Raw genomic sequence first — 23,094 nt, forward strand, 5'->3', positions numbered from 1 at the left:
GTGATCACAGGTGTTGGCGCGGTCAGCGCATTCGGCGTCGGTGTGCCTGCCTTGTTCGATGGCCTGGCCGGCGGACGCTCTCGCATCGCCCCGGTCCGTTCCTTCGATGCGTCGGCCTTCGATACCCGCGTGGCCTGCGAAGTGGCCGGCGCCGGCATCGGGCGTGACTGGCTGCGCGCCCATCTCGGCAGCCCTGGGCACGCCGAAGCGGTGCTGGACGAGTATGAGCGCGCCGGCGCATGGCGCGACCGCAAATGCATGTTCGCCCTGCTGGCCGCCGTCGAAGCGTGGCGCATGGCGGGTTGCGGGCAGGGCGACGACGAGGCGGCGCTGGTAATGGCGCTTGGACTCGAACAGGCGTTCCTCGACGACTTCGGCCCCATGTTCAGCGGCCAGGCGATCGACTGGGCGGCCGGCGGGCACGAGGGCATTCGCTTGCGCTCCGACGTCGACCTGGGTGCGCGCCTGGTCGGCGACGTGTTCGGCCTGCACGGCCAAATGATCGTCAACGCCTCGGCCTGCGCCGCCGGTGGCCTGGCGATTGCCCATGCGGCATCGCTGATCGAGCGCGGCGCCGCGTCCATCGTGTTGTGCGGCGGCGCCGATTCCATGGTCAATCCGTTCGGCCTTGGCGGCATGTCGCGCCTCGGCGCACCGTCGCCGCGCAACGAGCCCGACGCCTGCCGCCCGTTCGACCTGCGGCGCGACGGGCTGGTGATCGGCGAGGGCGCCGCCATGTTCGTGATCGAATCCGAGCAGCGGGCCGCCCGCCGTGGCGCCCGCGTGCTGGCACGCGTGCTCGGATATGGCAGCACCCAGGACGCCTACCGCGTCACGGCGCCGCGTCCGGATGGCGCGGCCGCGAAGCGGGCAATGGAGCTGGCATTGCTGCGCGCGCGGCTGGCGCCCGCCGGCGTCGGCTACCTCAACGCGCACGGCACCGGCACGCCGCTCAACGACGTGGCCGAAGCGCGCGCGATTGCCGCCGTCTTCGGCGCCGGCGCGGTGCCAGTGAGCTCTGTCAAGGGCGCCATCGGACATCTGATGGCGGCATCGGGAGCGATCGAAGCGGCCGCGTGCCTGCTCGCATTCGAGCGTAATCTGCTGCCGGGAACGGCCAACCACCGCGACCCGGACCCGCAATGCGAGGTGGATGTCATCAAGGCGCCGCGTGCGGCCAAGGTCGACGCGGTGCTGAGTAATTCATTCGGCTTCGGCGGCCAGAACGTGTCCCTGATTCTCGGCAGGTCCGCATGAAGGCGGCACTGACAGGCCGCGCATGGCGCACGCCGCTCGGTTCGGGCATCGACGAAGTCATCGAGCGCCTGCTTGCCGGCGAATGCGCGGCGCAGCCCAACGCGCGCTTCGATGCGCGCAGCTACGCCTGTACGCTGGCCGCCACCATCGCCACGCCGCCGGCGCCGTCGCGCCATGCGCGCTTTCTGCGCCGTATGGGCCTGTACGCGGTGGAAGTGGCGGCCGAGGCGATGGTTGATGCCGGCGTGACCGGCGGCGACAGGGTAGGGCTGTTCTTCGGCTACGGCGGCCTGCGCGCGCACTGGGACGACCTGATGCCCGCATTCGAGCATCAACAGGCCGATGGTGAAGGAGCGTGGGAACGCGGCCTCTCGCTGCTGCACCCGTTCTGGATCTTGCAGCACCTGTCGAACAATGCGCACGCCATCGCCGCGCAGGAACTGGGCGCGCGCGGCGAAGGCGCGACTTACGGCGGCGCCAATGCGGGCGCGCAGGCGCTGGCCGGTGCGATCCGCGCGCTGGCAGCTGGCGCCGTCGACGTGGCGCTGGTGGTGGGCTACGACAGCCTGGTCGAGCCGGAAACGCTGGTCGAACTGGCCGCGCGCGGTTCCTGCGTATCGACTGGGCTGGCGGCGCCGTACGATATCGACGCGCAGGGCTTCGTGCCCGGCGAAGCCGCCGCCGCCCTCGTTTTGCAGCGAAGCGGCCCTGCGCGTGCCTTTATCGAAGCACTTGACGGCGCCGATGGCGACAAGGGCGAGCCGCAAGCGGCGCTGCTGGCGCGCCTTGTGCGCATGCTCGCGCGCCACGGCGACGCGGTCGATGGCTGCGGCCTGGCGCTGCCCGGCTTCGACGCGGCCGAGCGCGAGGTGGTGGCCCGGATCACCGGCGCCGGCGCGCCCCTGTGTTGTATCATGAGCGCCATGGGACAAATCGGCGCCGCCACCTCAGTTGTTCAAGCCATCGCGCTGGCAGAGCTGCTGCAACGCCAGCAATTGCCACCCGTGGCGCTCTTGCGCGCCGCCGCGCCCGGCCCCTTGCGCCCGATTCTGCGGGCCGAAGCATCCAATCACCGTTCGGCCATTGGCCTGGCCGCCAGCGCGCCCGGCCTCGCCGGCATTGTCCGCGTGGAGCTGCCATGAAAACCGCACTCGTTACCGGTGGCTCGCGCGGCATCGGCGCCGCCATTGTGCTCGCACTGGCGGGCAAGGGCTTTACCGTCATTCTCAACTACCGCAGCGACGAAGCGGCCGCCGCCAGGGTGGCCGAACAGGTGGCGGCTATCGGCGGCGAATGTCATCTCGCACGCGCCGACGTGTCCGACGTGGCGCAGGTCGACGCGCTGTTCGCCGATATCGACAGCCGCTTCGGCCAGCTCGATGCCCTCGTCTGCAACGCCGGCGTGCTGCGCGACACGCTGCTCGGCGCCAGCGAGCCGGCTGATTTCGACGATGTCTTCTCGGTGAACATCTCGGGCGTGGTCAATTGCTGCCGCCAGGCCTCGCGCCGCATGGTGTCGCGCCGGTGCGGGGTGATCGTCAACATGTCGTCGGTGGCGGCCACGCGTCCGGGTCGGGGCCAGAGCAATTACGCCGCGTCCAAAGGCGCCGTCGAAGCGTTCACCAAAGCGCTTGCGGTCGAACTGGCCCCGCGCGGCATTCGCGTCAACGCGGTGGCGCCGGGCGTGATCGAGACCGACATGACGCGCGATATCCGGGCGCTGGCTCAAGAAGAACTGAACAAGCGCATCCTGCTCAAGCGCGTCGGCAGCGCGCAGGAAGTCGCCGCCGTCGTCGCCTTCCTGTGCAGCGACGAGGCCAGCTACGTCACCGCGCAGGTATGGAATGTGGATGGAGGATTCAAGGCAGAATGAACGAACAGACCACCCTGGACTGGTTCCTCTCGCGCCGCAGCACGCGCCAATTTACCGACCGCCCGGTCGCGCGAGAGACGATCGAGCGACTGCTGCTGGCCGCCACCAGCGCGCCCTCGGCCAGCAACCGCCAGCCCTGGCAGTTCGCCGTGGTGCGCTCGCGCAGCCTGCGCGCGGCCATCGTTGACGCGGTGCGCGAGCGCGCCGACGAGATGAAGGCCATTATCGCGCGCGGTCACCACGCCGACGATTACGGCAGCTACGGCGATTTTTTCCACGAGCCTTTGATGACTGCCGCCGTCATCATCATCCCGCAGTACCGCGAATTTCCCGACCTGATCGCCAACCTGCTCGCCTCGGGTGGCGCCGATCCGGCGGCGTACCACACCGCCGGCGCCATGCAGGCCGAACTCTGTTCCACCAGCGCCGCCGTCATGAACCTGCTGCTGCAGGCGCACGCCAGTGGCATTGGCGGATGCTGGATGGCGGGCCCGATGATCGCGCGCGACCGCATCTGCGCGCTGCTCGGGATTGCCGCGCCGTGGCAAATGGTGGGCGCAATCGCGCTGGGCTACCCGGCGGGTCCCGCACCCGAACAAAAACCGCGCAAACCGCTGGGCCGCGTGGCCCGCTGGTTTGAAGATGAACATACCGACGAGGATACGCAATAAATGATTACCACCACGCCCCAGGAAATCGAAGACACCGTGCGCGCCATCGTGGCCGAATCGCTGGCCATTCCCGCCGGCGACGTGCCGCCCACGGTCAGCCTGATCGGGGAACTGGGCGCCGAGTCGCTCGACTTTCTCGATATCGTGTTCAAGCTCGAACGCACCTACGGCATCCAGGTAACGCGCGGCGAGCTGGAACGCGCCGCGCGCGGCGACATGTCCGACGACGAATTCGCCCCCGGCGGCGTGATGTCGGACGCCGGCCTGGCGCGCCTGCGCGAGCTGATGCCCGAAGTGGCCGACCAGATCAAGCCGGGCCTGCATCCGGGCCAGATTCTCAGCCTGTTCACGGTGCAGACCTTCGTGCACCTGGTCGTCGGCAAACTCGCGCAGCGCACCAGCAACGTCGCCTGACGCCATGACACGCTGGATCGGCGGCCCGCTGTTCGACGCCTGCTTCTTTTTCGGAAGCGGCGTCGTCGCGCTGGCGGCCGGCCTGCTGATGCTGGCCGCGCCAGGCACCGTACTACCCCTGTGGTTCGCCTGGATCTGGCTGGTGGAAGGCCCGCACCTGTGCGCCACCTGGCAGCGCACCTACCTCGACGCCGGTTTCAGGCGCGAGCGCGGCCGCCTGCTGTGGACCAGCCTTGCCTGGCTGCTGCCCGGTCCTATCCTTTTGGGTGCGACGTGGATCAGCGGCCGTCCGGAACCGTTCCTGCTGTTCCTCGGCTTTGTGGCGCTGTGGTCCTTTCATCATGCGGTGCGCCAGCATCACGGCATTTTGTCGGTCTACCAGCGCCTGGGCGAGGCCGATGCCGGCGCGCGCAAGGCCGATACGCGCCTCCTGCACAGCATCTTGTGGGTCGCCTTTGGGCTGCTCGCGCTGGCGCATCCCGCCAACCTGGACCTGGCGGGACGCGCAGCATGGGGCGCGCATGCCATCGCTGCGGTGGGCGCGCTGCTGGCAGCGGCGATGCTGCTGTGGGCCGCACTGCTGGTGCGGCGCTGGCGCCGGGGCGGCCCGGTCAGGCCCGGCGTGTTCGGCCTGGTGGTTGCGGTGGGCACGACCCTGTTCTCGCTGTTCGCGGTCGGCATGCGCGAACCGCTGCTGGTCAATCCGCTCACCACCGAGCAGGTGTTCATGGCGGCGACCATTGTCGGCGGCACCCTGCACGGCTTGCAGTACATCGGCATCGTCATCGCCACCGAACGCCGCCGCGTCAAACCGGCGCGGGCGGCCGGGCCGCTGCTGGCGTATGCCCTCATGCTGGCGGCGTCGCTGCTGTATGTGGCCCTGAACGTAGCGCGTGGCGGGGCGCCAGTCGGCGCTGCGCCCGGATCTGCGTCCGCCCAGGTGTTCCTGGCGCTGTACTGGGGCCTGTTCTGCCACCACTTCTGGCTCGACCAGAAAATCTGGCGGCCATCGTCGGATGCGCGCCTGCGCGCCGAACTCGGACTGGGAGCCGCATGAAGCAAAGCGAACACCCGGTCTCGCAAACCTACGCGAAGTACATCAATCCCTCGTTCATCCAGTTGCTTGGGGTGCTCGGCTACGGACGCGTGTTCGTGCGCGCCAGCGATGTGTGGCTGTGGGACAGCGAAGGACGGCGCTACCTCGATTGCCTGGCCGGTTTCGGTTCGGTCAACCTGGGCCACAATCATCCGGCCCTGATCGCCCGCCTGCACCAGCTGCTTGACGAACAGGTGCTGCACTTTTGCCACACCGGGCCGGCCGCCGGGGCGGCGGCGCTGGCCGAGGCGCTGGCCAAGCGGCTGGCCGCCCCGCTGGAAATGAGCCTGTTCGCCAGCAGCGGGGCCGAAGCGGTGGAGGCGGGCCTCAAGCTGGCGCGCGCCGCCACCGGCCGCAGCGACTTTGTGTCGTGCGACGGCGGCTTTCACGGCACCACCTTGGGCACTTTGTCGGTGATGGGCGCCGAACGCCTGCGCCAGCCATTCGAGCCGCTGCTGGCCGGATGCCATCGCGTTCCCTTCGGCGACCTCGATGCGCTCGACCGCGCTCTCAAGGCCCACAAGCCGGCCGCCTTTCTGGTCGAGCCGCTGCAAGCCGAAGGTGGTGTCATCCTGCCGCCGCCCGGCTACCTGCGTGCGGCGCAGGAGCTGTGCCGTGCGCGCGGCACGCTGCTGGTGCTCGACGAAATCCAGACCGGCCTTGGCCGCACCGGAACGCTGTTCGCGCATGAGGCAGAGGGTTTCGTGCCCGATGTGCTGTGCCTCGCCAAGGCATTGTCCGGCGGACTGGCCGCCATGTCGGTGGCGGTGACCTCGCGCGCCCTGTTCGACAAGGCGTACGGCGGCGCCGGGCGCTTCGACCTGCACAGCTCCACCTACCAGGGCAACGCGTTCGCTTGCGCCGCCGCCCTCAGGACCCTGGAGCTGATCGACGAAGAAGACCTGGTTGCCCGTAGTGCGCGGCAAGGCGCGCGCCTGCTGGACGGCCTGCGCGCACGCCTGCGCGGCCACCCGCTGGTCAAGGAGGTACGCGGACGCGGGCTGCTGGTCGGGATCGAGTTCGGCCCGACCGGCAGTTCCTGGCTGGGCAAGCTGGCGCCGTCGCTGGTGGACAAGGTTTCGGAAGGCATGTTCGGCCAGTGGGTCGCGGTCCGACTTTTGGAGGCGGGCATCCTGGCGCAACCCGCGTCGTCGCGCTGGAACGTGCTGCGGCTTGAACCACCACTGACGATCAGCGATGAAGACATCGATACGGTGGTGGACGCGGTCGGCGCGATTCTTGACGACTATCGCTCAATCGCGCCCATCGTGGCGGATGTGACGCGCCGCGCAGGCGCGCAATGGAGGGGTGGATGGCAATACTGAAAGGCCCTGGCTTGCTGGCCCGCACCAGCCGCGACCTGCGCTTCATGGGCGGCATCTTGCGCAAGCATCCGTTCCAGGTGCTGGTGCAGGTGACCAACCGCTGCAATATGCGCTGTTCGTTCTGCGGCTTCTGGCCCAACGGCGTGGCGCCGCGCCTTGAATTGACCGTGGCCGACTACCAGCGCGTGGCGGCCGAACTGGCGCGGATTGGCACCTTCCTGGTATCGGTCGAAGGGGGCGAACCGCTGCTGCGGCCCGACATCATCGAGATCGTGCGCGCTTTCGGCAAGCGCCATGCGCCGGTCCTGTATACCAACGGCTGGTTTGTCGACGACGCCAAGGCGCAAGGGCTGTTCGCGGCCGGGGTGGCGCAGGTCGGCGTGTCGATCGACTTTGCCGATTGCGCGCGCCACGACCAGAAACGCCGGCTCGACGGTGCTTTCGACCAGGCCTGGCGCGCCGTGGACACCTTGCTGGCGCACGCGCCCCACGGCGGCGCCCAGGTGCATGTGATGACGATCCTGATGAAGGAAAACCAGGACGACATCGAAAAGCTGCTGCAAATGAGCGCGGCGCGCGGCGTCGGCCACTGCGTCACCTTGCTCTCGACCGACGGCTTCAGGCGCGGCAAGAGCGACCAGGACCAGCTGCCGGATGCCTCGCTCAGCGCCAGAATGCTCGACCTGTGGCAGCGCTACCCGCACTTGCGCACCTTCCGCGATTACCTTGAGCGCATGGATGCCTTTGTCGAACGCGGCCCCATGCCGGCCTGCCACGCCGGGGAACAGTCATTCAATATCGACCATCTCGGTAACGTCTCGCCCTGCATCGAGCGCATCGATTCAGTGGTCGGCAATGTGCGCGACGAAGCGCTGGCGCAGATCATTAAGCGCATGCAGGGGCTCGACTCCGTGGCGCGCTGCCAGGACTGCTGGACCCTGTGCCGCGGCTTTACCCAGGCGCTGGGGCAGGGCGCGACCCTGCGTTCGCTGTCGGACCTCTCCACGCGCATGCGCTCCCAATGAACCATGAAACGGACCACCCTGTGACTGACTTCGACACCTCCGCGCCGCCATTGCGGCTGGCGGGAAAACGCTGCCTGGTGACTGGCGGCTCGCGCAACCTGGGCCGCGCCATCTGCCTGGCCTTCGCCGCCGCCGGTGCGCGCGTGGCGTTCACCTATATAAAAGACGACGAGCAGGTCGAAGTCACCCGCGCCATGCTGCGCGAACTCGGCGCCGAGCCGCTGGTGTTCAAGGGATCGGTGACCGATGCGGCCCACGCCCGCAGCGCGGTCAACGCCATCGTCGCCGAATGGGAAGGGCTCGACATCCTCGTCAACAACGCCGGCGTGATGCAGGTGCTCCCGATCGCCTTGCTGGAAGAAGACGACTGGGACCTGGTGCTCGATACCTGCCTGAAAGGCGCTTACATTTTTTCGCGCGCCGCGCTGCGGCCCATGCTGCGGGCAAAAAAAGGGCATATCCTGAACATCGGCTCGATTGCCGGCGAGCGGATAGTGGAGTCGCCCGTGCATTACGCGGCAGCCAAAGCCGGCCTGCAGGGCTTCACGCGGGCGCTGGCCAAGGAAGTGGGGCGCTACGGGATCGCAGTCAACGACCTGTCGGCCGGCCTGCTGGAGGCGGGCATGGGCCAGCAGGCGCCCCAGTACCGGCTGGACGACTACACCACGCACTGCCCGCTGGGGCGTACCGCCACGCTGGAGGAAACCGCCGCTTTCGTCACCTGGCTGGTGTCGGACGAGAACAGCTTCATGAGCGGCGCGCGCCTGACCTTCGACGGAGGCCTGTAATGGACCCGCTCCTGCACGAGGGATACGATGGTTTTCGCGCTTTCGTCAATCCGCTGGTGGCAATGCGCGCGCGCCTGAGCAGCGAACCATATCTGCTCGAGCGCGTGGAGCACGGCCACCTGATCGACAACGACGGCAAAGCGTACATCGACCTGCTGGCCGGCTGGGGCACGCAGGCGTTCGGCCATCGTCCGCCGGCCATCGAGGCGGCGCTGATGAACTTCCTCAAAGGCCGCGCGCCGTCGTTCTACCCATCCGGCATCAGCCCGCACGCTGGGTTACTGGCCGGCCGCTTGTACGAACGGACTGGCTACGACGCGGCCTTTTTCGCCAGTGGAGGCACCGAAGCGGTGGAGGCGGCGCTCAAGCTGGTGCGCGGCGCCAGCGGCAGGCCGCGCATCGCCTGCGTCCAGGGCGCGTACCACGGCTGCACCTTCGGCAGCGTGGCGATGATGCAGGCCGGCCCGTACCGCGACATCTTCGGCCCGCATTTGCCGATGGTCGACGCGCTGCCGTTCGGCGAGATGGAGGCGCTCGACAATGCGCTGGCCGATCCGTCGCTGGCCGCCATCGTGCTCGAACCGATCCAGGTCGAAGCCGGCGTGCGCCTGCATGACGCGGCGTATCTGGCGCGCCTGTGCCACGGCACGGGTGAGCGCGGCGTTCTGCTGGTGGCCGACGAAATCCAGACCGGCCTCGGACGCACCGGGCGCTTTTTGTCGAGCGAGGCATGGCCTCGCCGGCCCGACGTGGTCACCCTGGGCAAAGCGCTGGGCGGCGGCTTGATGCCGCTGTCGGTGATGCTGACGCGCCGCCCGATTTTTGACGGCGTGTACGGCAAATTCGCGCTGGCCGAGGCGCATGCGTCCACCTTCAGCGGCAACGCGCTCGCCTGCGTGGCCGGCCTGGCGGCACTCGACCTGCTGGACGACGCCATGCTGGCCGATGTGGAACGCAAGGGCCGCCTGCTGCGCGATGCGCTGGACGACGTCGTCCTGCCGTCGCCACTGGTCAGGGCGATTCGCGGCGAAGGCCTGATGCTGGGCATCGAGCTGGAAGCGCCGGATCATCCGTGCTACCAGTTCGACTACCTGGGCGTGCCCGAACTGGCGGCGCAGCCGGCCATCGGGATGCTGCTGGTGCACCGGCTGTACAAGGCCGGCTACATCTCGCAGATTTGCGGGCACGCGTGGCAGGTGCTGCGCGTGCAGCCATCTTTTACGATCTCCGACGACGAACTGCTGGCGTGCGTGCACGCGCTGCGCGATGCACTCGACTTCTTGTGGGACCTTCAATGAAACGCGTTCTTGTACTGGGCGGCAGCGGCGCCCTCGGCTCGGCCCTGCTGCGCGAACTGAAACGCAGCGGCGCCGATGTGGCCTTTACCTACTGCCGCCGCGCGGAGCTTGCCGCCGCCCTCGGCGAGGAACTTGGCTTCCCGGCTTACGCCGCCGATTTCGAGCAGGCCGACGCGGTCGATTTGCTGTTCGATGCGCTCGCGCGCGACGAGCGCCTGCCGGACGTCGTGATTCACTGCGCCGGCGTGGCGCCGGTCGCCTTGCTCGGTGCGGTGACGGCGGCGTCGTGGGACGCCGTGCATGCGGTGCACGGACGCGCCGCGCTGCTGTGCGCGCAGCAGATGGCGCGGCGCGGCCTGCGCGGTGCGCTGGTGCTGGTCGCCGCCCTCGATGGTGTGCAGCCGGTACCCGCGCCCGCGCATTACGCAGCCAGTCAGGCCGCCATGTGGGGCCTGACCATGGCGCTGGCCAAGGAACTCGGCCCCAAGGGCATCCTGGTCAATCTGGCGGTGGTGGGCGTGCTCGATGGCGGCATTGCGCAAGCGCTCGACCCGAAGCTGCGCGAATCCTACCGGCGCTATGCCGCGCTGGGCCGCACCGGCACCTGCCTTGAGGCCGCGCGCGGCCTGCGCTGGCTCGCGCTGGAGAATACCTACCTGAACGGCGCCCAGTTCCCGCTCACGGGCGGCTTGGGATGAAGCGAGCCGGCGGTGTCTGTATGCTGCTGTTGCTGGCCGTCCTGGCGGTGCAGAAGACGCAGGACGGGCTGGCGCCCGAACTGCTGTGGATGTGCCACGTCACCAGCACCATGCTGGCACTGGGCCTGCTCGCCAATGCCGCGCCGCTGATCGTCACCGGTTTCCTGTGCCAGGGTGCGATCGCCTTGCCGGCCTACGTGCTGCATGTGGCGGCCGGCGGCCATACCTCGGTCGCCTCGTTCCTGCTGCATGCATCGGCCCCGGTGCTGGGGGCGCTGGCATGGCGCGGCAAGCGCATTCCCGCCGCGATTCCGTGGGTCGCGCTGGCGCTCTACCAGCTGCTTGTTGTGCTCAGCCAGGATTTCACGCCAGAGAGCATGAACGTCAACCTGGCGTTTCGCCCGTGGGACCCGCTGTCAGGCTTTCTTCCCTCTGGCTGGCCGGTACGGCTATTGAACCTGGCGCTGATGCTGGCGCAGTTGCAGGCGGCGCGCTGGCTCTGGAACCGCAGCGTGCCTGCCACCGCTAGCTGAACACCTTGGGCAGCTTCCACGCGCCCGCCAGGCGGAACTCGCGCGCCAGCACCACTGCGCCGGGAACGGCCACCAGATACCAGCACAAGACGCGCAAGGTCACCGCCACGGCCATGCCCTGCGGCGTGAGCGCGGGGTCGAGCATGTAGCTGGTCGCCACCTCGGCCACGCCGATCGCGCCCGGCACCGGCGCCAGGTAGGCAATCATCAGGCTGGTCGAGAAGATGGTCAGCGCTTGCAGCCAGGTCAGCGCAAAGCCGAAGTGGGTGGCGAGCAGCCAGCCGATCGCCACGTAGGTCAGCAAAAAAACCACCGACGCCAGATGGCACACCAGATGCTGCACGTCGGTCGACTTGCCGATGGCGGATATGGCATGCGCGCTCTGGCCGACGCCGAGCAGGGTCTTTTGCCACAAGCCGCCATTTTTCATTGCGCCGGCGCGCCGTTCGGTCCAGCGCATCACCGGTCCCGGAAAAAACGCCATCAGCGCGAGCAGCAGCGCAATGCCCAGCAACGGCGCGGTGAGCAGCGGCAAGCCGGCCTGCAACGGTGCCGGCAGGGGAACGGCGTGGCCGAAGGTGAGGGTGACGCACGAGACCAGGCAAATCCACAAGGTCATGTAGATGCTCTTGCTGACCGACGCCGCCAGCGCATGCGGCATCGGCACGCCCTGGCGCCCGAGCACGAACATCATGGCGGGGGTGTGCAGTTCGGCGCTGGGCGTGATGCTGGTGACGAAGTAGCTCACGCAGGTCAGGCGCAGGCCCTGCGCAAAGCGCAGCGGGTGGCCGAGCACCGCGAGCATGCTGCGCAGGCGGATCCAGTCCAGCATGTAGAACAGGCAGGTCAGGACGGCAAGGCCGAGCCACAGGGGCAGTGGAATGGTGCCGATCAGGGCCACCACGCCACCCAGGCTGGCGCCGCTGGCATGCGAGAAAAAGCGCGCGGTCAGGTAGACGGTCAGCGCGAACAAGACGGCGAACAGGATTTTTTTCAAGAGGGTCGGGTCGCTTCGATGAAGGTCAGGTAGACCGCCGCCAGGTGGCCGGCGGCGGTGGGGATGATCTGTTCGGCCTGGGCGGCGAATTCGGCGCGCGTGAGCGAGCGGCGCAGGCCCAGTCGCTTGAGCAGGCGCCCCCAGTGGTGGTTGGTGCGGTCGGGCGCGAAGCGCTGCGTGAAGGCGGCCAGGCCGGCGGCGGCATCGTGCGCGCTGGCATACTGGCGCGGCACGTCGAAGGGCAGTGCCGCCAGTTGCGCGCCATTGGCTTCGACGTACCATTCGTAGCCGTCGGTCAGGTGCGCCACGCGGCTGGCGTGGACCGGGCATGCCATGTCGATGACGAGGTGCGATGCCATCCCCAGTTGCACGAAGGCGCGCGCATGCTGGCCGGCGCGCCATGCCGTCACTGCGCTGTCGACATAGTCCTGCGTCCTGGCCGGTGCGCTGGCCGTCAGGAAGGGAATGAAGCCGCCGGCGAGATGGCGGCCGGCGAAGTGGCTGAGCGACCAGTGCTCCCAGATTTTGCCGCGGCGCGGCAGGTACGTTACGTCTTCGCGGATCGCGCCCAGCACCAGCGCATCGTGGAAGCGGTTGAACCACGCGTCGTCGAGTTTACCCACGGCCAGGCCGATCACCAGCTGCAAACCGTTGTATCTCACTGTTCGACCGGCGTCTGGTAGCGCGCCAGCAGGGCAAGCAGCTCACCGTAGTGGCGCCGGCCGCCATGGTCCTGGCAGAACTGCGCGATATGGGCGAGGAACAGGGGAATGGCTTCCTCGGGCAGGTCGAGCGCGCGCAGGATGTCGTGCCGGTCGTTCATGCGACCGTCAGCCTGCCGCTGCCCAGGGTGGCCACCGGTGCACCCGGCGCCACCGAAAAGCGGGTGTCGCGGTCGCGGTACAGGATGTTGTAGGCGCAGGAAGGCACATTGCGCCCGTCCGGCTCGCGAATGCCCACGCAGCACTGGCGTATACGGTCGGTATCGAAGGTTTCTTCATCCATGTGCGAGTGCACGTAGATCGCTTTGGAACTCTGCTCGCCGATGCGCATGCGCTGCTCGGTCGAGAGGCCCGGTGCGAACATGCGCGCCAGCAGGCCTTTAAGGGTGGCCAGGATCATGTCGCTGTCGGGGCTTTCCATCTCACCGGCCCACAGGCGCGTGATCACGTCCTGCAGGCGCAGTTCCACCTGCGGCGTCGGTTCCAGGTACAAGGTGCCGGTCAGCAGGGCGCGCAGGTCGGCGCGTTCCATGAAGCGGGTGAACGGGAGCCAGCGGCCGTCGTCCAGGCGCAGCATGTAGGTGATCAGGTAGCACATCGGATGGCTCGACGGCGACGGCACGAAGTCGCTGATGCGCAGCGCGCCCCCGGTCTGCTGTTCCAGGTCGGCCAGCACGTCGTAGGTGGTGTAGCGCCCGCGCCGGTCGAAGCGCGAGCCGCCCTGGCCGGTGAAGGTCATCGTGTGCAGTTCGACGCTGCGGATGAAGTCCTTTTCCAGCGCCAGTCTGACAAAGGCGCCCACTTCATGGTCGTTGCTGCCGCGCGCCAGCACCGGCAGCAGGGTGGTGTCGACCTTGTGCTTTTCGAGCAGGGCCAGCACCCGCATCTTCGCCTGGTAGAAATTCCCGCCCAACATGTCGATATTCGTTCCCGGCGTGAACGAGTCAAACGACAGCACGATGCGCGCGTCCAGCGCGGCCAACCGTTCGAGCAGCCATTCATCCTTGAGAAAACGCAGGCCGTGGGTGGAGATGGTGATGCGGTTGATGCCTTCGGCGTGGCACAGTTCCACCAGCCGCTCGAAGTCGGGGTGCTGGGTCGGTTCGCCGCCGGTCAGGTTGATCATGCGGTTGCTCGGGTCGGCCCGCCGCATGTGCCCGAGGATGGCGCGCAGCTGGTCCTGCGACATGTGGAACGCGCCTTCGTTGCGGTTGTGCGTGTAGCAGATCGGGCAATCGAGGTTGCAGGCCGAGGTAATCGGCACGATCGGCAGCAGGACCTGCTGTTCGTGGCTGGTGCATGGGCCGCAGTCGAACGGGCAGCCCTGGCTGGCCGGCGCGGCGCCGGAAGGCGGCGTGAGAATCGGCGCCTCATTCATCGTGGCGTCGTACCAGGCGGCGTTGGACGAGACGATGACTTCTTCGGAGCCGTGCTGCGGGCAGCGCTTGCGCATGACCACGCGGCCCTCGCTGCGCCAGATGGCGGCGTCCACGCTGCGTTTGCAGGTCGAACACAGGCTTGTCGTTGCACGTACCAGTTCGTCGCTCATTGAGATCCACTTGGCAAATGCCGGACCAATCCGGCGGTGTGCTGTGATTGTAATGGCAACGCTCTCAATCGCAAAGCGGCGATCGCGGAAGGTTTATTCCTTTGCTTACTCCTTGACCGCCTTCTTGCGCGCCAGTGCGCGGCTTTCTTGCTTGAGCTCTTGCGATACCGGACATACCGCCTGCATGAACGAGGCGAGTGTATTTGCCAGGTTGTCGCCCTGCAGGCGGTAGAACACGAACTGCCCGCGCTTGTCGCTGGCGATCAGGCCTGCCGATTCGAGAATGCGCAGGTGCTTCGACAGCGATGGCTTGGTCATCTCGAAGCGCGTCGCGATGTCGCCCGCCGACAGCTCCGTTTCGGACAGGTAGGCCAGGATTTTGCGGCGCGGCGCCGATGCCAGGGCGGCGAAGATTTGATCCATGATGTACGGTGCGCCTGCTGGACGGTAAAGCGCCATGATACACCATGCTTTCCTAATTAGATAATTAGCTAGTTAGCTAAATGTAGTGCATAATAGCCGCATCGACCCACTTTGCGATTGCGAGATCACCATGCAAACTCCCGAGCCAGCGGCCCCCGAGGCTATCGTCTATTACAACAGCGCCTGCCCGGTGTGCGACGCCGGCGTGCGTGGCCAGCGCGAACGCATGCAGGGCTGCGCCATCGAGTGGCGCGATGTGAATGCGGAACCGGAACTGGCGGCGCAACTGGGCATCGATCTCGAAGCGCTGCGCGAGCGCCTGCATGTGCGCGACGCCAGCGGACGCATGCTGGTCGGCGACCAGGCCTTTGCCGCACTGTGGGCACGCACGCCGGGACAGCGTTGGCTGGCGCGCCTGGTGCGTTCGCTGCACTGGCTGGCGGGACCGCTGTACAAGGTTGTGGCGCGCCTGCTGTACCGCTGGAACCGCTGGCGCGGCAACTGGTAATGCCCCTTTCTAAAATACTTCACGGACCACGACCATGCACACACCAACTTCCGAGCGTCACCCGAATGCCGACCCGGCCGAACTGGCCCGTTTTAACAGTCTCGCCGCGCGCTGGTGGGACGAGCAGTCCGAGTTCAAGCCGCTCCACCGCATCAACCCGCACCGGCTGGACTGGATCGCTTCGCTGTGCTCACTGGCGGGCAGGCAGGTGCTCGATGTGGGCTGCGGCGGCGGCATCCTGGCCGAATCGATGGCGCGCCGCGGCGCCAGCGTCACCGGCATCGACCTGGCCGACAAGCCCTTGCAGATCGCGCGCTGGCATGCGCAGGACCAGGAGGTCGATGTGAACTACGCCTACAGCAGCGCCGAAGCTTGGGCGGACGGACACGCGGCGCAGTACGACGTGGTCACTTGCATGGAGATGCTGGAGCACGTGCCGCAGCCGGCGGCGGTGGTCGACGCCTGCGCCGCCATGGTCAAGCCGGGCGGCTGGGTGTTCTTTTCGACGATCAACCGCAACGCGCTCAGTTATTTGATGGCGATCGTCGGGGTGGAGTATGTGCTGCGCATCCTGCCGGTCGGTACGCATCAATACAGCCGCCTGATCAAACCGGCGGAACTGGCCGGCATGGCGCGCGAGGCTGGCCTGGTGCTGGCCGATCAGCGCGGCCTCGGCTACAACCCGCTGACGCAGCGCTTTCGCCTGCACCGCTTCATGGGCGTGGGTTATCTGCTTGCCATGCAAAAGGCCGCATAAGTTTTCATTGCGCCAGAAGCGGGTGTACCTTCAGTGCCGTTAAAAAGTCCAGGTTCCTGTTGCGTGCTATCCGTTTGTTGCGGGCGTACGGCGCCAGGGCGGCGTCGACATCCTGGCAGCCGTTCTGGATCAGGCAAATGGCGATGATTGGCAGCGGATACGCGTAATGATCGGGATAAGCGACGACGTCGTCGATCAAGCCCTCGCTGGCCGCGATCAGGCGCTCCATCTTCGGAATATGCCATTTGCTCAGGCGCTCGATGATCTCGCCACAGGTCCGGTCGATATCCATGCCGTCGTGTACCCGCACCACGCCGCCGATATCCGGACTGAATTCCTTGCGATCTTCCGACAACGAATTAAAGCTCATGGTGGCGGGAATGAGCAGATTGCTCTCGTACGGCAGCACCAGGCCGGCCAGCACGTCGTGCACGACGCCGCCGGTGACCTCGCACGCCACATACACGCCGCCGGCGTTGCGCAGATAGTCGAACGTCAGACCGCCCAGATGCTGTTTCGTGGCCTTGTCCAGCACCTTGATACCGTTCTTGAGTGGCTTGAGCAGCACGATGTCGGAACGCGGTTCGCCGAGCCGCGCGGCCAGTGCAGCCTTGAATTGCAGTTTGGTGGTATTCAATGAAGTGTGATCCCTTGCAGTAAATAGAGTCCATCGTCATGCTGCCGCACGCGTGCCAGTAGTATGGCGTAAGCGGCCGGTATATACATCGGCGCTGTTTGCCCGCATACCCGATGGGCACGAGGCGCATGCGCGGGCGAGTGCAGATGGTATTCACCGGCGCATTTTATGGCTTGCTGATGTCGGCCGCAAGCTGGTGGCCGGACAATGTTGCGGCCATGCTGGGCATCAGTGGCCTTGTTCTGACGGCGGCGGGGGCGTGGCTGGTGCGCGTGCCGCAGCGGGCGCTGGCCGGGACCGGCCGCCCGTGACAAGCGCGCATCAAGGCGTGGCGCCGAACAGTGCGCGTAGCTCTTCCGATGCGTCGTAGCGGGATTCGGCTGCGATGTGTGCCGGAAGAGAGTCCCATTCCAGCAGCATGTTCACCGCCTTGCAGCGCGAAACCGCGCTCGGGCTGGTACGGTAAACCCACAGCGCCACCCCCGCCAGTGCAGGCGACCTGACGCTGGTGCAGATCCCCATCGTGTAGGAACAGAGGTCGTACGCGTCTTCGCCGTCGACTGTCTGTCGTTCCAGCGCGGACAGGATCAGCGATTCATCTCCTGGCTCGAAATTGAGTTCGAACAGACCCAGTTCCCATGCCTTTTTGCTCGAGAATGCGGGATCGCTGACGCGTTGGCGCGCCATGTCGCGCACGCGCGGGTCGCTCAGGTTGAACAGGATGCCTTCCGCAGCATCGCGCACTTCGGGCGCACTGTGGCTTGTCAGTTTCCAGATACGCTCGTCCACGTGCGTCACTGTCGCGAAGCTAAACACGCGCAACAGTTTTTTGCACGCTTCCGTCTCGTTTTCGACGCGCAGGCGTTCAAGAACGCGCTCCAGGTCCTCCTTGCCTGCCCAGCGGCCGAACTGCTGGAACAGGTAAAGGTCGCTCGACTTGCATGATGCCGCCGCCAGGATGGACTCGACTGGATTTTTGCGCAGGAACCTCTCACCGCGTTTCTGCTCTCCCGCAGCCCGCTGCTCTCTCATGTAATCGTATCTGGCGATGACGGTATCGAAATCCGCGTCCGCGGCAAGGTAGGCCGCCACTTCCCTGTCGCTGGCCGCAACCCGTTTCAGTTCAGCCAGCGCTGCCTCGACAGGAATGGCGTATCCGGCCAGGCATCCTAATGTATCGACGCATTCATGCGGGTTTTGCAGGATGAACCTTCCCAGTCGTCGCGCCATCTCGACCACGGCCGCAAGTCCATCGACTGCGGAGAGATCGGCGGCGCCGATAATGCGCTTGCTGGAAAAGGGTTGCGTCCAGACCAGGTCGCGCAGGGCGCTTGTGGCTTGCAGGTCGCCATCGCGGCCCATCAGGCTCGCCAGTTCGCGCAGTTGGCTGCCGTCGGTATCATCTTGGCTGTGGGGGATTGCCGCGACGATTGCATCGACGAAGCGCGGATAAGCTGGGGAGTCTTTGAACAGGCTGTAGATCCATGGGGCTCGATAGTCTCCGTACTGGCTGTCGATGCACTGGTCTTCGAGACAGGCGGCCAGCACCAGGTCCTCGACGCCATCCATGCCGTGCTCGCGCAAGTGCATCACGACGCAGCCGCGGCCATGCCGCAGGGCGACGGCGAAATCTTCGCGCGAGAGCTTCATGGGGCTTGGCCGATCAGCGCCCGTAGCTCTTCCGAGGCATCGTAGCGGCATTCGTCGGCGATATGGGCGGGCAGGCAGTCCCATTCCTGCAGCAGTTCGACGGCCTGACGGCGGCATACGCTGCATGGGTTGGTGCGACAGACCCATAGCGCCACCCCGGCCAGCGCGGGCGACCTGACGCTGATGCACACGTCGATTGCGCGGCTTCCGAGGGCGTGCGCTTCGTCGCCATCGACCGACTGGCGTTCCAGGGCGGCCAGGATCAGCGTTTCGTCGCCTGGCTGGAAGCTGTTTTTGAATAGTTCGATTTCCTCGGAAAATGCGCTCGAAAACTTTGGATCGCCGAGACGTGCATGTCCCAGTGCGCGCACGCGCGGGTGGCTCAGGTTCGACAGTGCCATCACTGCCGCATTGCGCACGCCGATATCACTGTGGCTGGCCAGTTCCCATACGTGTTCGTCAAGGTACGGCAGGGTCGCCCGTCTGAATATCCAAAGCAGCTTTGTTGCTACTTTGGGATCGGGTTCAACACGCAGATGGTCGAGGATGCGGATCAGGTCTTCCTCGCCCGCCCAGCGGCCGAACAGCAGAAAGTACCCGCGTCCAGCCGACTCGCGTGTGGCGGCAGCGAGGATGGCGTCGCACGGGTTCTGCTTCATGAACTCCTCGCCGCGCCGCTTGGTGCGCGCAGCCTGGCTTTCGGGCGGCCGGTCGTGCGCGGCGTCGCTGGCGATCCGCGCGTCCTCCCTGGCGACATAGGCGGCGACTGCCTCATCGCCGGCAGCGACGCGTTTCAGTTCTGCGAACACGGCGTCGAAGGGGAGTGCGTAACCGGTCAAGCGATCCACGGTATCGACCCACGCATCGGGGTCTTGCTGGACGACTTCCCCCAGGCGCCGGGCCATCTCGAGCACGGCAGGCATGCCATCGAGCGCGCACAGGGCGGCGGCGCCGAGAACCGTGTCGGCTGAAAAGGACTGCGCCCAGACGAAGCTGCGCAGCGCGCATGCAGCCTCAAGGTCGCCATCGCGCCCCATCAGGCTGGCCAGTTCGCGCAGCTGATCGCCATCGTAGTCATCCACACTGCTGGCCAGCGCCGTTAAAATCGGTCCGGCAAATCGCGGGTATGCCGGCGTCCCCTTGAACAGGCTGTACATCCATTCGGCGCGGTTGCCCTCGCACTGGCGGTCGTAGCATTGGTCTTCGATGCAGGCGGCCAGCACCAGATCCTCGACGTCGTCCATGCCGTGATCGCGCACGTGCATCACGACGGCGCCGCGTCCATGTTTGAGCGCAGCGGCGAAAGCCTCGCGCGGGAGTTTGGTCGATTGAATGGGGACTCCAAAAAGTTCATCGGGCGAGGGGCCATTGTAAGCCACGGCAGGCGGGCGGTAATGCGTGTCAGGATCTGGCGTGCATCAGCGCGCGTAGCTGGTCCGAGGCGTCGTAGCGGCATTCGGCCGCGATGTGCGCAGGCAGGCAGTCCCACTCCAGCAGCATTTCGACAGCCAGGCGACGGCAAATGGTGCAGGGGCAGGTGTGGTAAACCCACAGCGCTACCCCGGCCAGCGCTGGCGACCTGGCCTCGGTACACAGCTGCACGGCGTAGTAGGCAAGGCCGTACGCTTCGATGCCGTCGACCGACTGGCGATCCAGCGCGGCCAGGATCAGCGTTTCGTCGCCCGGACCGTAATTCAGGTCGAAGAGCTCAAGGTCCCATGCGGATTTGCTCGAGAAGGCAGCATCGCCAACGCGCCGGCGCGCCAGTTCGCGCACACGCGGATCGGCCAGGCGGCGCATCACCATTGCCGCCGCGGCGCGCACCCCAGGCGCGCTGTGGCTTGCCAGCTCGCAGATACGGTCGTCCAGGTGCGTCAGCTCCGCCCTGTAGAACACGACCAGCAATTTTTCGCACGCATCCGGGTCGCTTTCGATGCGCAGGCGTTCGAGCACACGCTCCAGGTCTTCCTGGCACGCCAGTGACCCGAATTTCTGAAACTGGTCATGGTGGCTGGACTTGCAGGAGGCCGCCGCCAGGATGGTGTCAACCGGATTCCTGTCCATGAACCTCTGGTGACGCTTCCAGGCCCCAGCCTGACGCGCGGAATGCGAATAGTCCCATCTGGCGTAGATGGCGTCGCCATTATCTTTGTTGGCGATATACGCCGCTACCGCCGCGTTGCCAGCGGCAACCCACTTCAGCTCTGCCACGACGGTTTCAAACGACAGGGAATCGTCGATCAAATTACCCAGCAGATGGACAGACGCCTCGGGGTCCTGCTGGATAACCGTTCCCAGGCGACGCGCCATCTCGACCACGGCAGGCATGCCGTCGAGTGCCGTCAGTTCGGCGGCGCCGACGATGCCCGAAGCGGAGAAATCCTGCGACCAGACGAAGCTGCGCAGTGCGTCCGCAGCCTGCGCGTCGCCATCGCGGGCCATCAGTCCTGCCAGTGTGCGCAGGTGGTCGCCATCGGAATCGCGCAGGCTGTGGGGGAGCGCCGCCACGATCGCGTGCACGAAGCGTGGGTAGGCCGGCGTGCCTTTGAACAGGCTGTACATCCAGGGGGCGCGGCTGCCTTCGCACTGGCTGTCGAGGCACTGGTCCGCAAGACAGGCTGCCAGCACCAGGTCCTCGACATGTCCATGCCATGGTCGCGCAAGTGCATCACGGCCGAACCGCGTCCGTGGCGCAGCGCTGTGGCAAAGGCCTCGCGCGAAAGTCTGGTCGATTGAATGGGTGGCTCCAGAACGTTCAACATGGGTGCGGCCATTGTAAGCGATGCTCACGCGGCGCCACCTTTGGTAGCGCCAGGCGGCACCTGAACGGAACCGGTTGGCCGCCGCCCCCGGTGCAGCAATAATCGCCCGGTCGCCTTCCTTGAGAACCTGCCATGAACCATTCCAACGACTTCCCGCTGGTGAACGATGTCCATTCCGGCCTGAACCCCACCCGCGTGGCCGACATCATCGCGCCGCGCAACGTGGCCGGCATCGGCGCGGCGATCGCCCACGCCGCCGAGCACAATCTGCCGCTCGCCATCTGCGGTGCGCGCCACGCGATGGGCGGGCAGCAGTTCGGCGCAGCGGCGCTGCTGCTCGACATGCGCCACATGAACCGCGTGCTCGCTTTTGACGACGTCAATGGCCTGATCGAAGTCGAAGGCGGCATGCAGTGGCCGGCGCTGATCGACTATCTGCACGCCGCGCCGCCGTCGACCGCCCGGCGCTGGAGCATCCGCCAGAAGCAGACCGGCGCCGACGCGCTGACCCTGGGCGGCTGCTTGTCGGCCAACGTGCATGGACGCGGCCTGCGCATGGCGCCTTTCATCGCCGACGTCGAGGCGTTCAAGCTGGTCGATGCCCAGGGCACGCTGCACAGTTGCAGCCGCCAGCGCAATCCGCTGTTGTTCAACCTGGCCATCGGCGGCTATGGCCTGTTCGGCGTGATCGCCAGCGTCACCCTGCGCCTGGCGCCGCTGCGCAAGATGCGGCGCGACGTGAGCGTGATCGGCCTCGATGACTTGCCGGCCGCTTTTGCGCAGCGTATCGACGCCGGCTACGTCTACGGCGACTTCCAGTTCGCGATCGACCCGGCCAGCAGCGACTTCCTGCAGCGCGGCGTGTTCTCGTGCTATCTGCCGGTGGACGATGCGGCGCCGCTCGACGCGAGCGGCAGGGAACTGTCGGAACAGGACTGGCGCGGCCTGCTGGAACTGGCCCACACCCACAAGACGGACGCTTTTGCGCAATACGCCGCGCACTATCTGTCCACAGACGGCCAGGTGGACTGGAGCGACCGGCTCCAGCAAAGCACCTACCCGGACGGCTACCACCGCGCCATCGACGTCAAGCTGGGGCACTGCGGTTCGGAGATGATCGGTGAACTGTACGTGCCGCGCGAGCGCCTGTGCGACTTCATGCGCGAGGCGGCGGCCGATTTTCGCCAGCATGGCGTGGACCTCATTTACGGCACCATCCGCCTGATCGACGCGGACCGCGAAAGCTTCCTGCCATGGGCGCGCCAGGACTATGCCTGCGTCATTTTCAACCTGCACACGGCGCATAGCGCGCACGGCGTCGAAGCGACCAACGACGCCTTCCGGCGCCTGATCGACCTGGCCATTGCGCGCGGCGGCAGCTACTACCTCACTTACGCGGCGGCGGCCAGCCTGCGCCAGCTGCAGGCCTGCCATCCGGCCTTCGGCAAATTCCTGGAATGGAAAAGGCGTCTCGACCCGCAGCAGCGGTTCCAGAGTAACTGGTACCGCCACTACCGCGACCTGTGGGCCGCGGCGGGCAAGACGCCGCAAGCCCGCGCTTACTTGGCAGGGCAGGCGCCGTAGTTGACCGACTGCTTGGACGGATACGCGGAGACAGGGCCGACCTTGTTGGTCGTGTCGGTAATGCTCAGGTCTGTCCAGCTCACGCTTTGCAGCACCAGTTTCATCGGACCCGGGCAGGGGTTGTGCTTCGGTTGCGGTACATTCAGCGTAATGCAGGCCGATACGGTACCGTACTTGTCGGCCGCATATTTGGCCGTTGCAGTCACGGTTTGCTTGATGGACGACTCCTGGCCTTTCGGGCAGTTGCCGCCGGGGTTACGACAGGCATACGACGCCGTCACGTTGCCTTTGGCGAGATAAGCGACCTCCTTGTCTTTCTTCAGGCCGGTTTCTTTGAAGCAAATTTTCACGTCGCCGGTTTTTGGATCGATCGACGACGTGACTTTGCCGGAGAACTGCGGTCCGTAGGACTGTGGATTGGCCTGGGCCGTTCCGGCTGCGCAGAAAAGCGCTCCGCATACCGCCAGTGTGCCGGCGTACTGTTTGAGTGATAAATTCATGGTAATGCCCCTTGAAAGTCCCGCTGT

At 66.4% G+C, this 23,094-nt stretch carries 26 protein-coding genes; 16 read left to right on the forward strand and 10 right to left on the reverse strand.

The window, feature by feature from the left end; all coding sequences use genetic code 11:
• Genes F1609_RS03520 through F1609_RS03575 form a run of 12 tightly spaced genes read left to right on the forward strand, consistent with a single transcriptional unit; the run spans nucleotide 1 to nucleotide 10,978 of the window.
• Nucleotides 1-1,257: a beta-ketoacyl-[acyl-carrier-protein] synthase family protein gene (locus tag F1609_RS03520; RefSeq protein WP_167074767.1), complete on the forward strand. Its 1,257-nt coding sequence runs from the start codon at nucleotides 1-3 to the stop codon at nucleotides 1,255-1,257.
• Nucleotides 1,254-2,399, forward strand: a complete 1,146-nt coding sequence (locus F1609_RS03525; protein ID WP_167074768.1) for a beta-ketoacyl synthase N-terminal-like domain-containing protein — start codon at nucleotides 1,254-1,256, stop codon at nucleotides 2,397-2,399. Before F1609_RS03520 ends, F1609_RS03525 begins: the two co-directional genes overlap by 4 nt.
• On the forward strand, nucleotides 2,396-3,130 hold the full coding sequence (locus tag F1609_RS03530) for an SDR family NAD(P)-dependent oxidoreductase (protein WP_167074769.1): 735 nt from the start codon (nucleotides 2,396-2,398) through the stop codon (nucleotides 3,128-3,130). The genes F1609_RS03525 and F1609_RS03530 overlap by 4 nt, the downstream gene beginning before the upstream one ends.
• A complete protein-coding gene (locus F1609_RS03535; RefSeq protein WP_167074770.1) occupies nucleotides 3,127-3,801 on the forward strand; it encodes a nitroreductase family protein in 675 nt (224 codons plus the stop codon). Before F1609_RS03530 ends, F1609_RS03535 begins: the two co-directional genes overlap by 4 nt.
• A complete protein-coding gene (locus tag F1609_RS03540) occupies nucleotides 3,802-4,215 on the forward strand; it encodes an acyl carrier protein (protein ID WP_167074771.1) in 414 nt (137 codons plus the stop codon). It begins immediately after the preceding gene.
• Nucleotides 4,216-4,219: 4 nt separating this feature from the next.
• Nucleotides 4,220-5,272 carry a hypothetical protein gene (locus F1609_RS03545; RefSeq protein ID WP_167074772.1) on the forward strand — a complete coding sequence of 351 codons (1,053 nt, stop codon included), beginning with the start codon at nucleotides 4,220-4,222 and terminating at the stop codon, nucleotides 5,270-5,272.
• Complete coding sequence (locus F1609_RS03550; protein WP_167074773.1) at nucleotides 5,269-6,636, forward strand: aspartate aminotransferase family protein; 1,368 nt, start codon at nucleotides 5,269-5,271, stop codon at nucleotides 6,634-6,636. The genes F1609_RS03545 and F1609_RS03550 overlap by 4 nt, the downstream gene beginning before the upstream one ends.
• Nucleotides 6,624-7,661: a radical SAM protein gene (locus F1609_RS03555; protein ID WP_167074774.1), complete on the forward strand. Its 1,038-nt coding sequence runs from the start codon at nucleotides 6,624-6,626 to the stop codon at nucleotides 7,659-7,661. The genes F1609_RS03550 and F1609_RS03555 overlap by 13 nt, the downstream gene beginning before the upstream one ends.
• A 20-nt stretch (nucleotides 7,662-7,681) precedes the next feature.
• Nucleotides 7,682-8,449 carry an SDR family NAD(P)-dependent oxidoreductase gene (locus F1609_RS03560; RefSeq protein ID WP_167074776.1) on the forward strand — a complete coding sequence of 256 codons (768 nt, stop codon included), beginning with the start codon at nucleotides 7,682-7,684 and terminating at the stop codon, nucleotides 8,447-8,449.
• Nucleotides 8,449-9,747, forward strand: a complete 1,299-nt coding sequence (locus F1609_RS03565) for an aspartate aminotransferase family protein (protein ID WP_167074778.1) — start codon at nucleotides 8,449-8,451, stop codon at nucleotides 9,745-9,747. The genes F1609_RS03560 and F1609_RS03565 overlap by 1 nt, the downstream gene beginning before the upstream one ends.
• Nucleotides 9,744-10,445, forward strand: a complete 702-nt coding sequence (locus tag F1609_RS03570) for an SDR family NAD(P)-dependent oxidoreductase (RefSeq protein ID WP_167074780.1) — start codon at nucleotides 9,744-9,746, stop codon at nucleotides 10,443-10,445. Before F1609_RS03565 ends, F1609_RS03570 begins: the two co-directional genes overlap by 4 nt.
• A gap of 20 nt (nucleotides 10,446-10,465) precedes the next feature.
• A complete protein-coding gene (locus tag F1609_RS03575) occupies nucleotides 10,466-10,978 on the forward strand; it encodes a hypothetical protein (RefSeq protein WP_167074782.1) in 513 nt (170 codons plus the stop codon).
• Here F1609_RS03575 and F1609_RS03580 read toward each other — a convergent pair.
• The 5 genes from F1609_RS03580 to F1609_RS03600 all read right to left on the reverse strand — a co-directional run bounded on the left by F1609_RS03580 (nucleotide 10,971) and on the right by F1609_RS03600 (nucleotide 14,669).
• The gene (locus tag F1609_RS03580; RefSeq protein ID WP_167074784.1) at nucleotides 10,971-11,975 is read right to left on the reverse strand and encodes a lysylphosphatidylglycerol synthase transmembrane domain-containing protein; all 1,005 of its coding nucleotides are present in this window, start codon (nucleotides 11,973-11,975) and stop codon (nucleotides 10,971-10,973) included. The genes F1609_RS03575 and F1609_RS03580 overlap by 8 nt on opposite strands.
• Complete coding sequence (locus F1609_RS03585) at nucleotides 11,972-12,637, reverse strand: zinc dependent phospholipase C family protein (protein WP_167074786.1); 666 nt, start codon at nucleotides 12,635-12,637, stop codon at nucleotides 11,972-11,974. The genes F1609_RS03580 and F1609_RS03585 overlap by 4 nt, the downstream gene beginning before the upstream one ends.
• Complete coding sequence (locus F1609_RS03590) at nucleotides 12,634-12,798, reverse strand: hypothetical protein (RefSeq protein ID WP_167074788.1); 165 nt, start codon at nucleotides 12,796-12,798, stop codon at nucleotides 12,634-12,636. Before F1609_RS03590 ends, F1609_RS03585 begins: the two co-directional genes overlap by 4 nt.
• Complete coding sequence (locus F1609_RS03595) at nucleotides 12,795-14,246, reverse strand: radical SAM protein (protein WP_167074790.1); 1,452 nt, start codon at nucleotides 14,244-14,246, stop codon at nucleotides 12,795-12,797. Before F1609_RS03595 ends, F1609_RS03590 begins: the two co-directional genes overlap by 4 nt.
• Nucleotides 14,247-14,351: 105 nt before the next feature.
• Nucleotides 14,352-14,669, reverse strand: coding sequence for a metalloregulator ArsR/SmtB family transcription factor (locus tag F1609_RS03600; RefSeq protein WP_167074792.1), 318 nt, complete (start codon nucleotides 14,667-14,669; stop codon nucleotides 14,352-14,354).
• A 130-nt stretch (nucleotides 14,670-14,799) separates the two neighbouring features.
• Between F1609_RS03600 and F1609_RS03605 the strand changes: the two genes are divergently transcribed.
• Both F1609_RS03605 and ubiG read left to right on the forward strand, forming a co-directional pair.
• A complete protein-coding gene (locus F1609_RS03605) occupies nucleotides 14,800-15,177 on the forward strand; it encodes a thiol-disulfide oxidoreductase DCC family protein (protein ID WP_167074794.1) in 378 nt (125 codons plus the stop codon).
• A gap of 34 nt (nucleotides 15,178-15,211) precedes the next feature.
• Entirely contained in the window at nucleotides 15,212-15,934 is a 723-nt protein-coding gene (gene ubiG / locus F1609_RS03610; RefSeq protein ID WP_167074795.1) for a bifunctional 2-polyprenyl-6-hydroxyphenol methylase/3-demethylubiquinol 3-O-methyltransferase UbiG, read from the forward strand.
• 4 nt (nucleotides 15,935-15,938) lie between these two features.
• On the opposite strand, the gene F1609_RS03615 is transcribed toward ubiG, so the two are convergent.
• Nucleotides 15,939-16,571, reverse strand: a complete 633-nt coding sequence (locus tag F1609_RS03615; protein WP_167074797.1) for a hypothetical protein — start codon at nucleotides 16,569-16,571, stop codon at nucleotides 15,939-15,941.
• 128 nt (nucleotides 16,572-16,699) lie between these two features.
• Here F1609_RS03615 and F1609_RS03620 point away from each other — a divergent pair, with 128 nt between their 5' ends.
• A complete protein-coding gene (locus F1609_RS03620) occupies nucleotides 16,700-16,882 on the forward strand; it encodes a hypothetical protein (protein WP_167074799.1) in 183 nt (60 codons plus the stop codon).
• Between the two features lie 10 nt (nucleotides 16,883-16,892).
• Here F1609_RS03620 and F1609_RS03625 read toward each other — a convergent pair whose 3' ends face one another.
• The 3 genes from F1609_RS03625 to F1609_RS03635 form a co-directional block, all read right to left on the reverse strand.
• Nucleotides 16,893-18,221 (reverse strand): hypothetical protein, encoded by a 1,329-nt coding sequence (locus F1609_RS03625; protein WP_167074801.1) that lies wholly within the window; start codon nucleotides 18,219-18,221, stop codon nucleotides 16,893-16,895.
• Nucleotides 18,218-19,465: a hypothetical protein gene (locus F1609_RS03630; protein WP_167074803.1), complete on the reverse strand. Its 1,248-nt coding sequence runs from the start codon at nucleotides 19,463-19,465 to the stop codon at nucleotides 18,218-18,220. The genes F1609_RS03625 and F1609_RS03630 overlap by 4 nt, the downstream gene beginning before the upstream one ends.
• Before the next feature lie 157 nt (nucleotides 19,466-19,622).
• A complete protein-coding gene (locus F1609_RS03635) occupies nucleotides 19,623-21,011 on the reverse strand; it encodes a hypothetical protein (RefSeq protein ID WP_167074805.1) in 1,389 nt (462 codons plus the stop codon).
• A 104-nt stretch (nucleotides 21,012-21,115) separates the two neighbouring features.
• Between F1609_RS03635 and F1609_RS03640 the strand changes: the two genes are divergently transcribed.
• A complete protein-coding gene (locus tag F1609_RS03640) occupies nucleotides 21,116-22,567 on the forward strand; it encodes an FAD-binding oxidoreductase (protein WP_167074807.1) in 1,452 nt (483 codons plus the stop codon).
• Here the strand turns inward: F1609_RS03640 and F1609_RS03645 are convergent.
• Complete coding sequence (locus F1609_RS03645; RefSeq protein WP_167074809.1) at nucleotides 22,543-23,067, reverse strand: hypothetical protein; 525 nt, start codon at nucleotides 23,065-23,067, stop codon at nucleotides 22,543-22,545. The two genes, F1609_RS03640 and F1609_RS03645, sit on opposite strands and share 25 nt — an antisense overlap.
• Between the last annotated feature and the right edge of the window lie 27 nt (nucleotides 23,068-23,094).

This window comes from Massilia aquatica (genome assembly GCF_011682045.1).
GTDB classification, from domain to species: domain Bacteria; phylum Pseudomonadota; class Gammaproteobacteria; order Burkholderiales; family Burkholderiaceae_D; genus Telluria_A; species Telluria_A aquatica.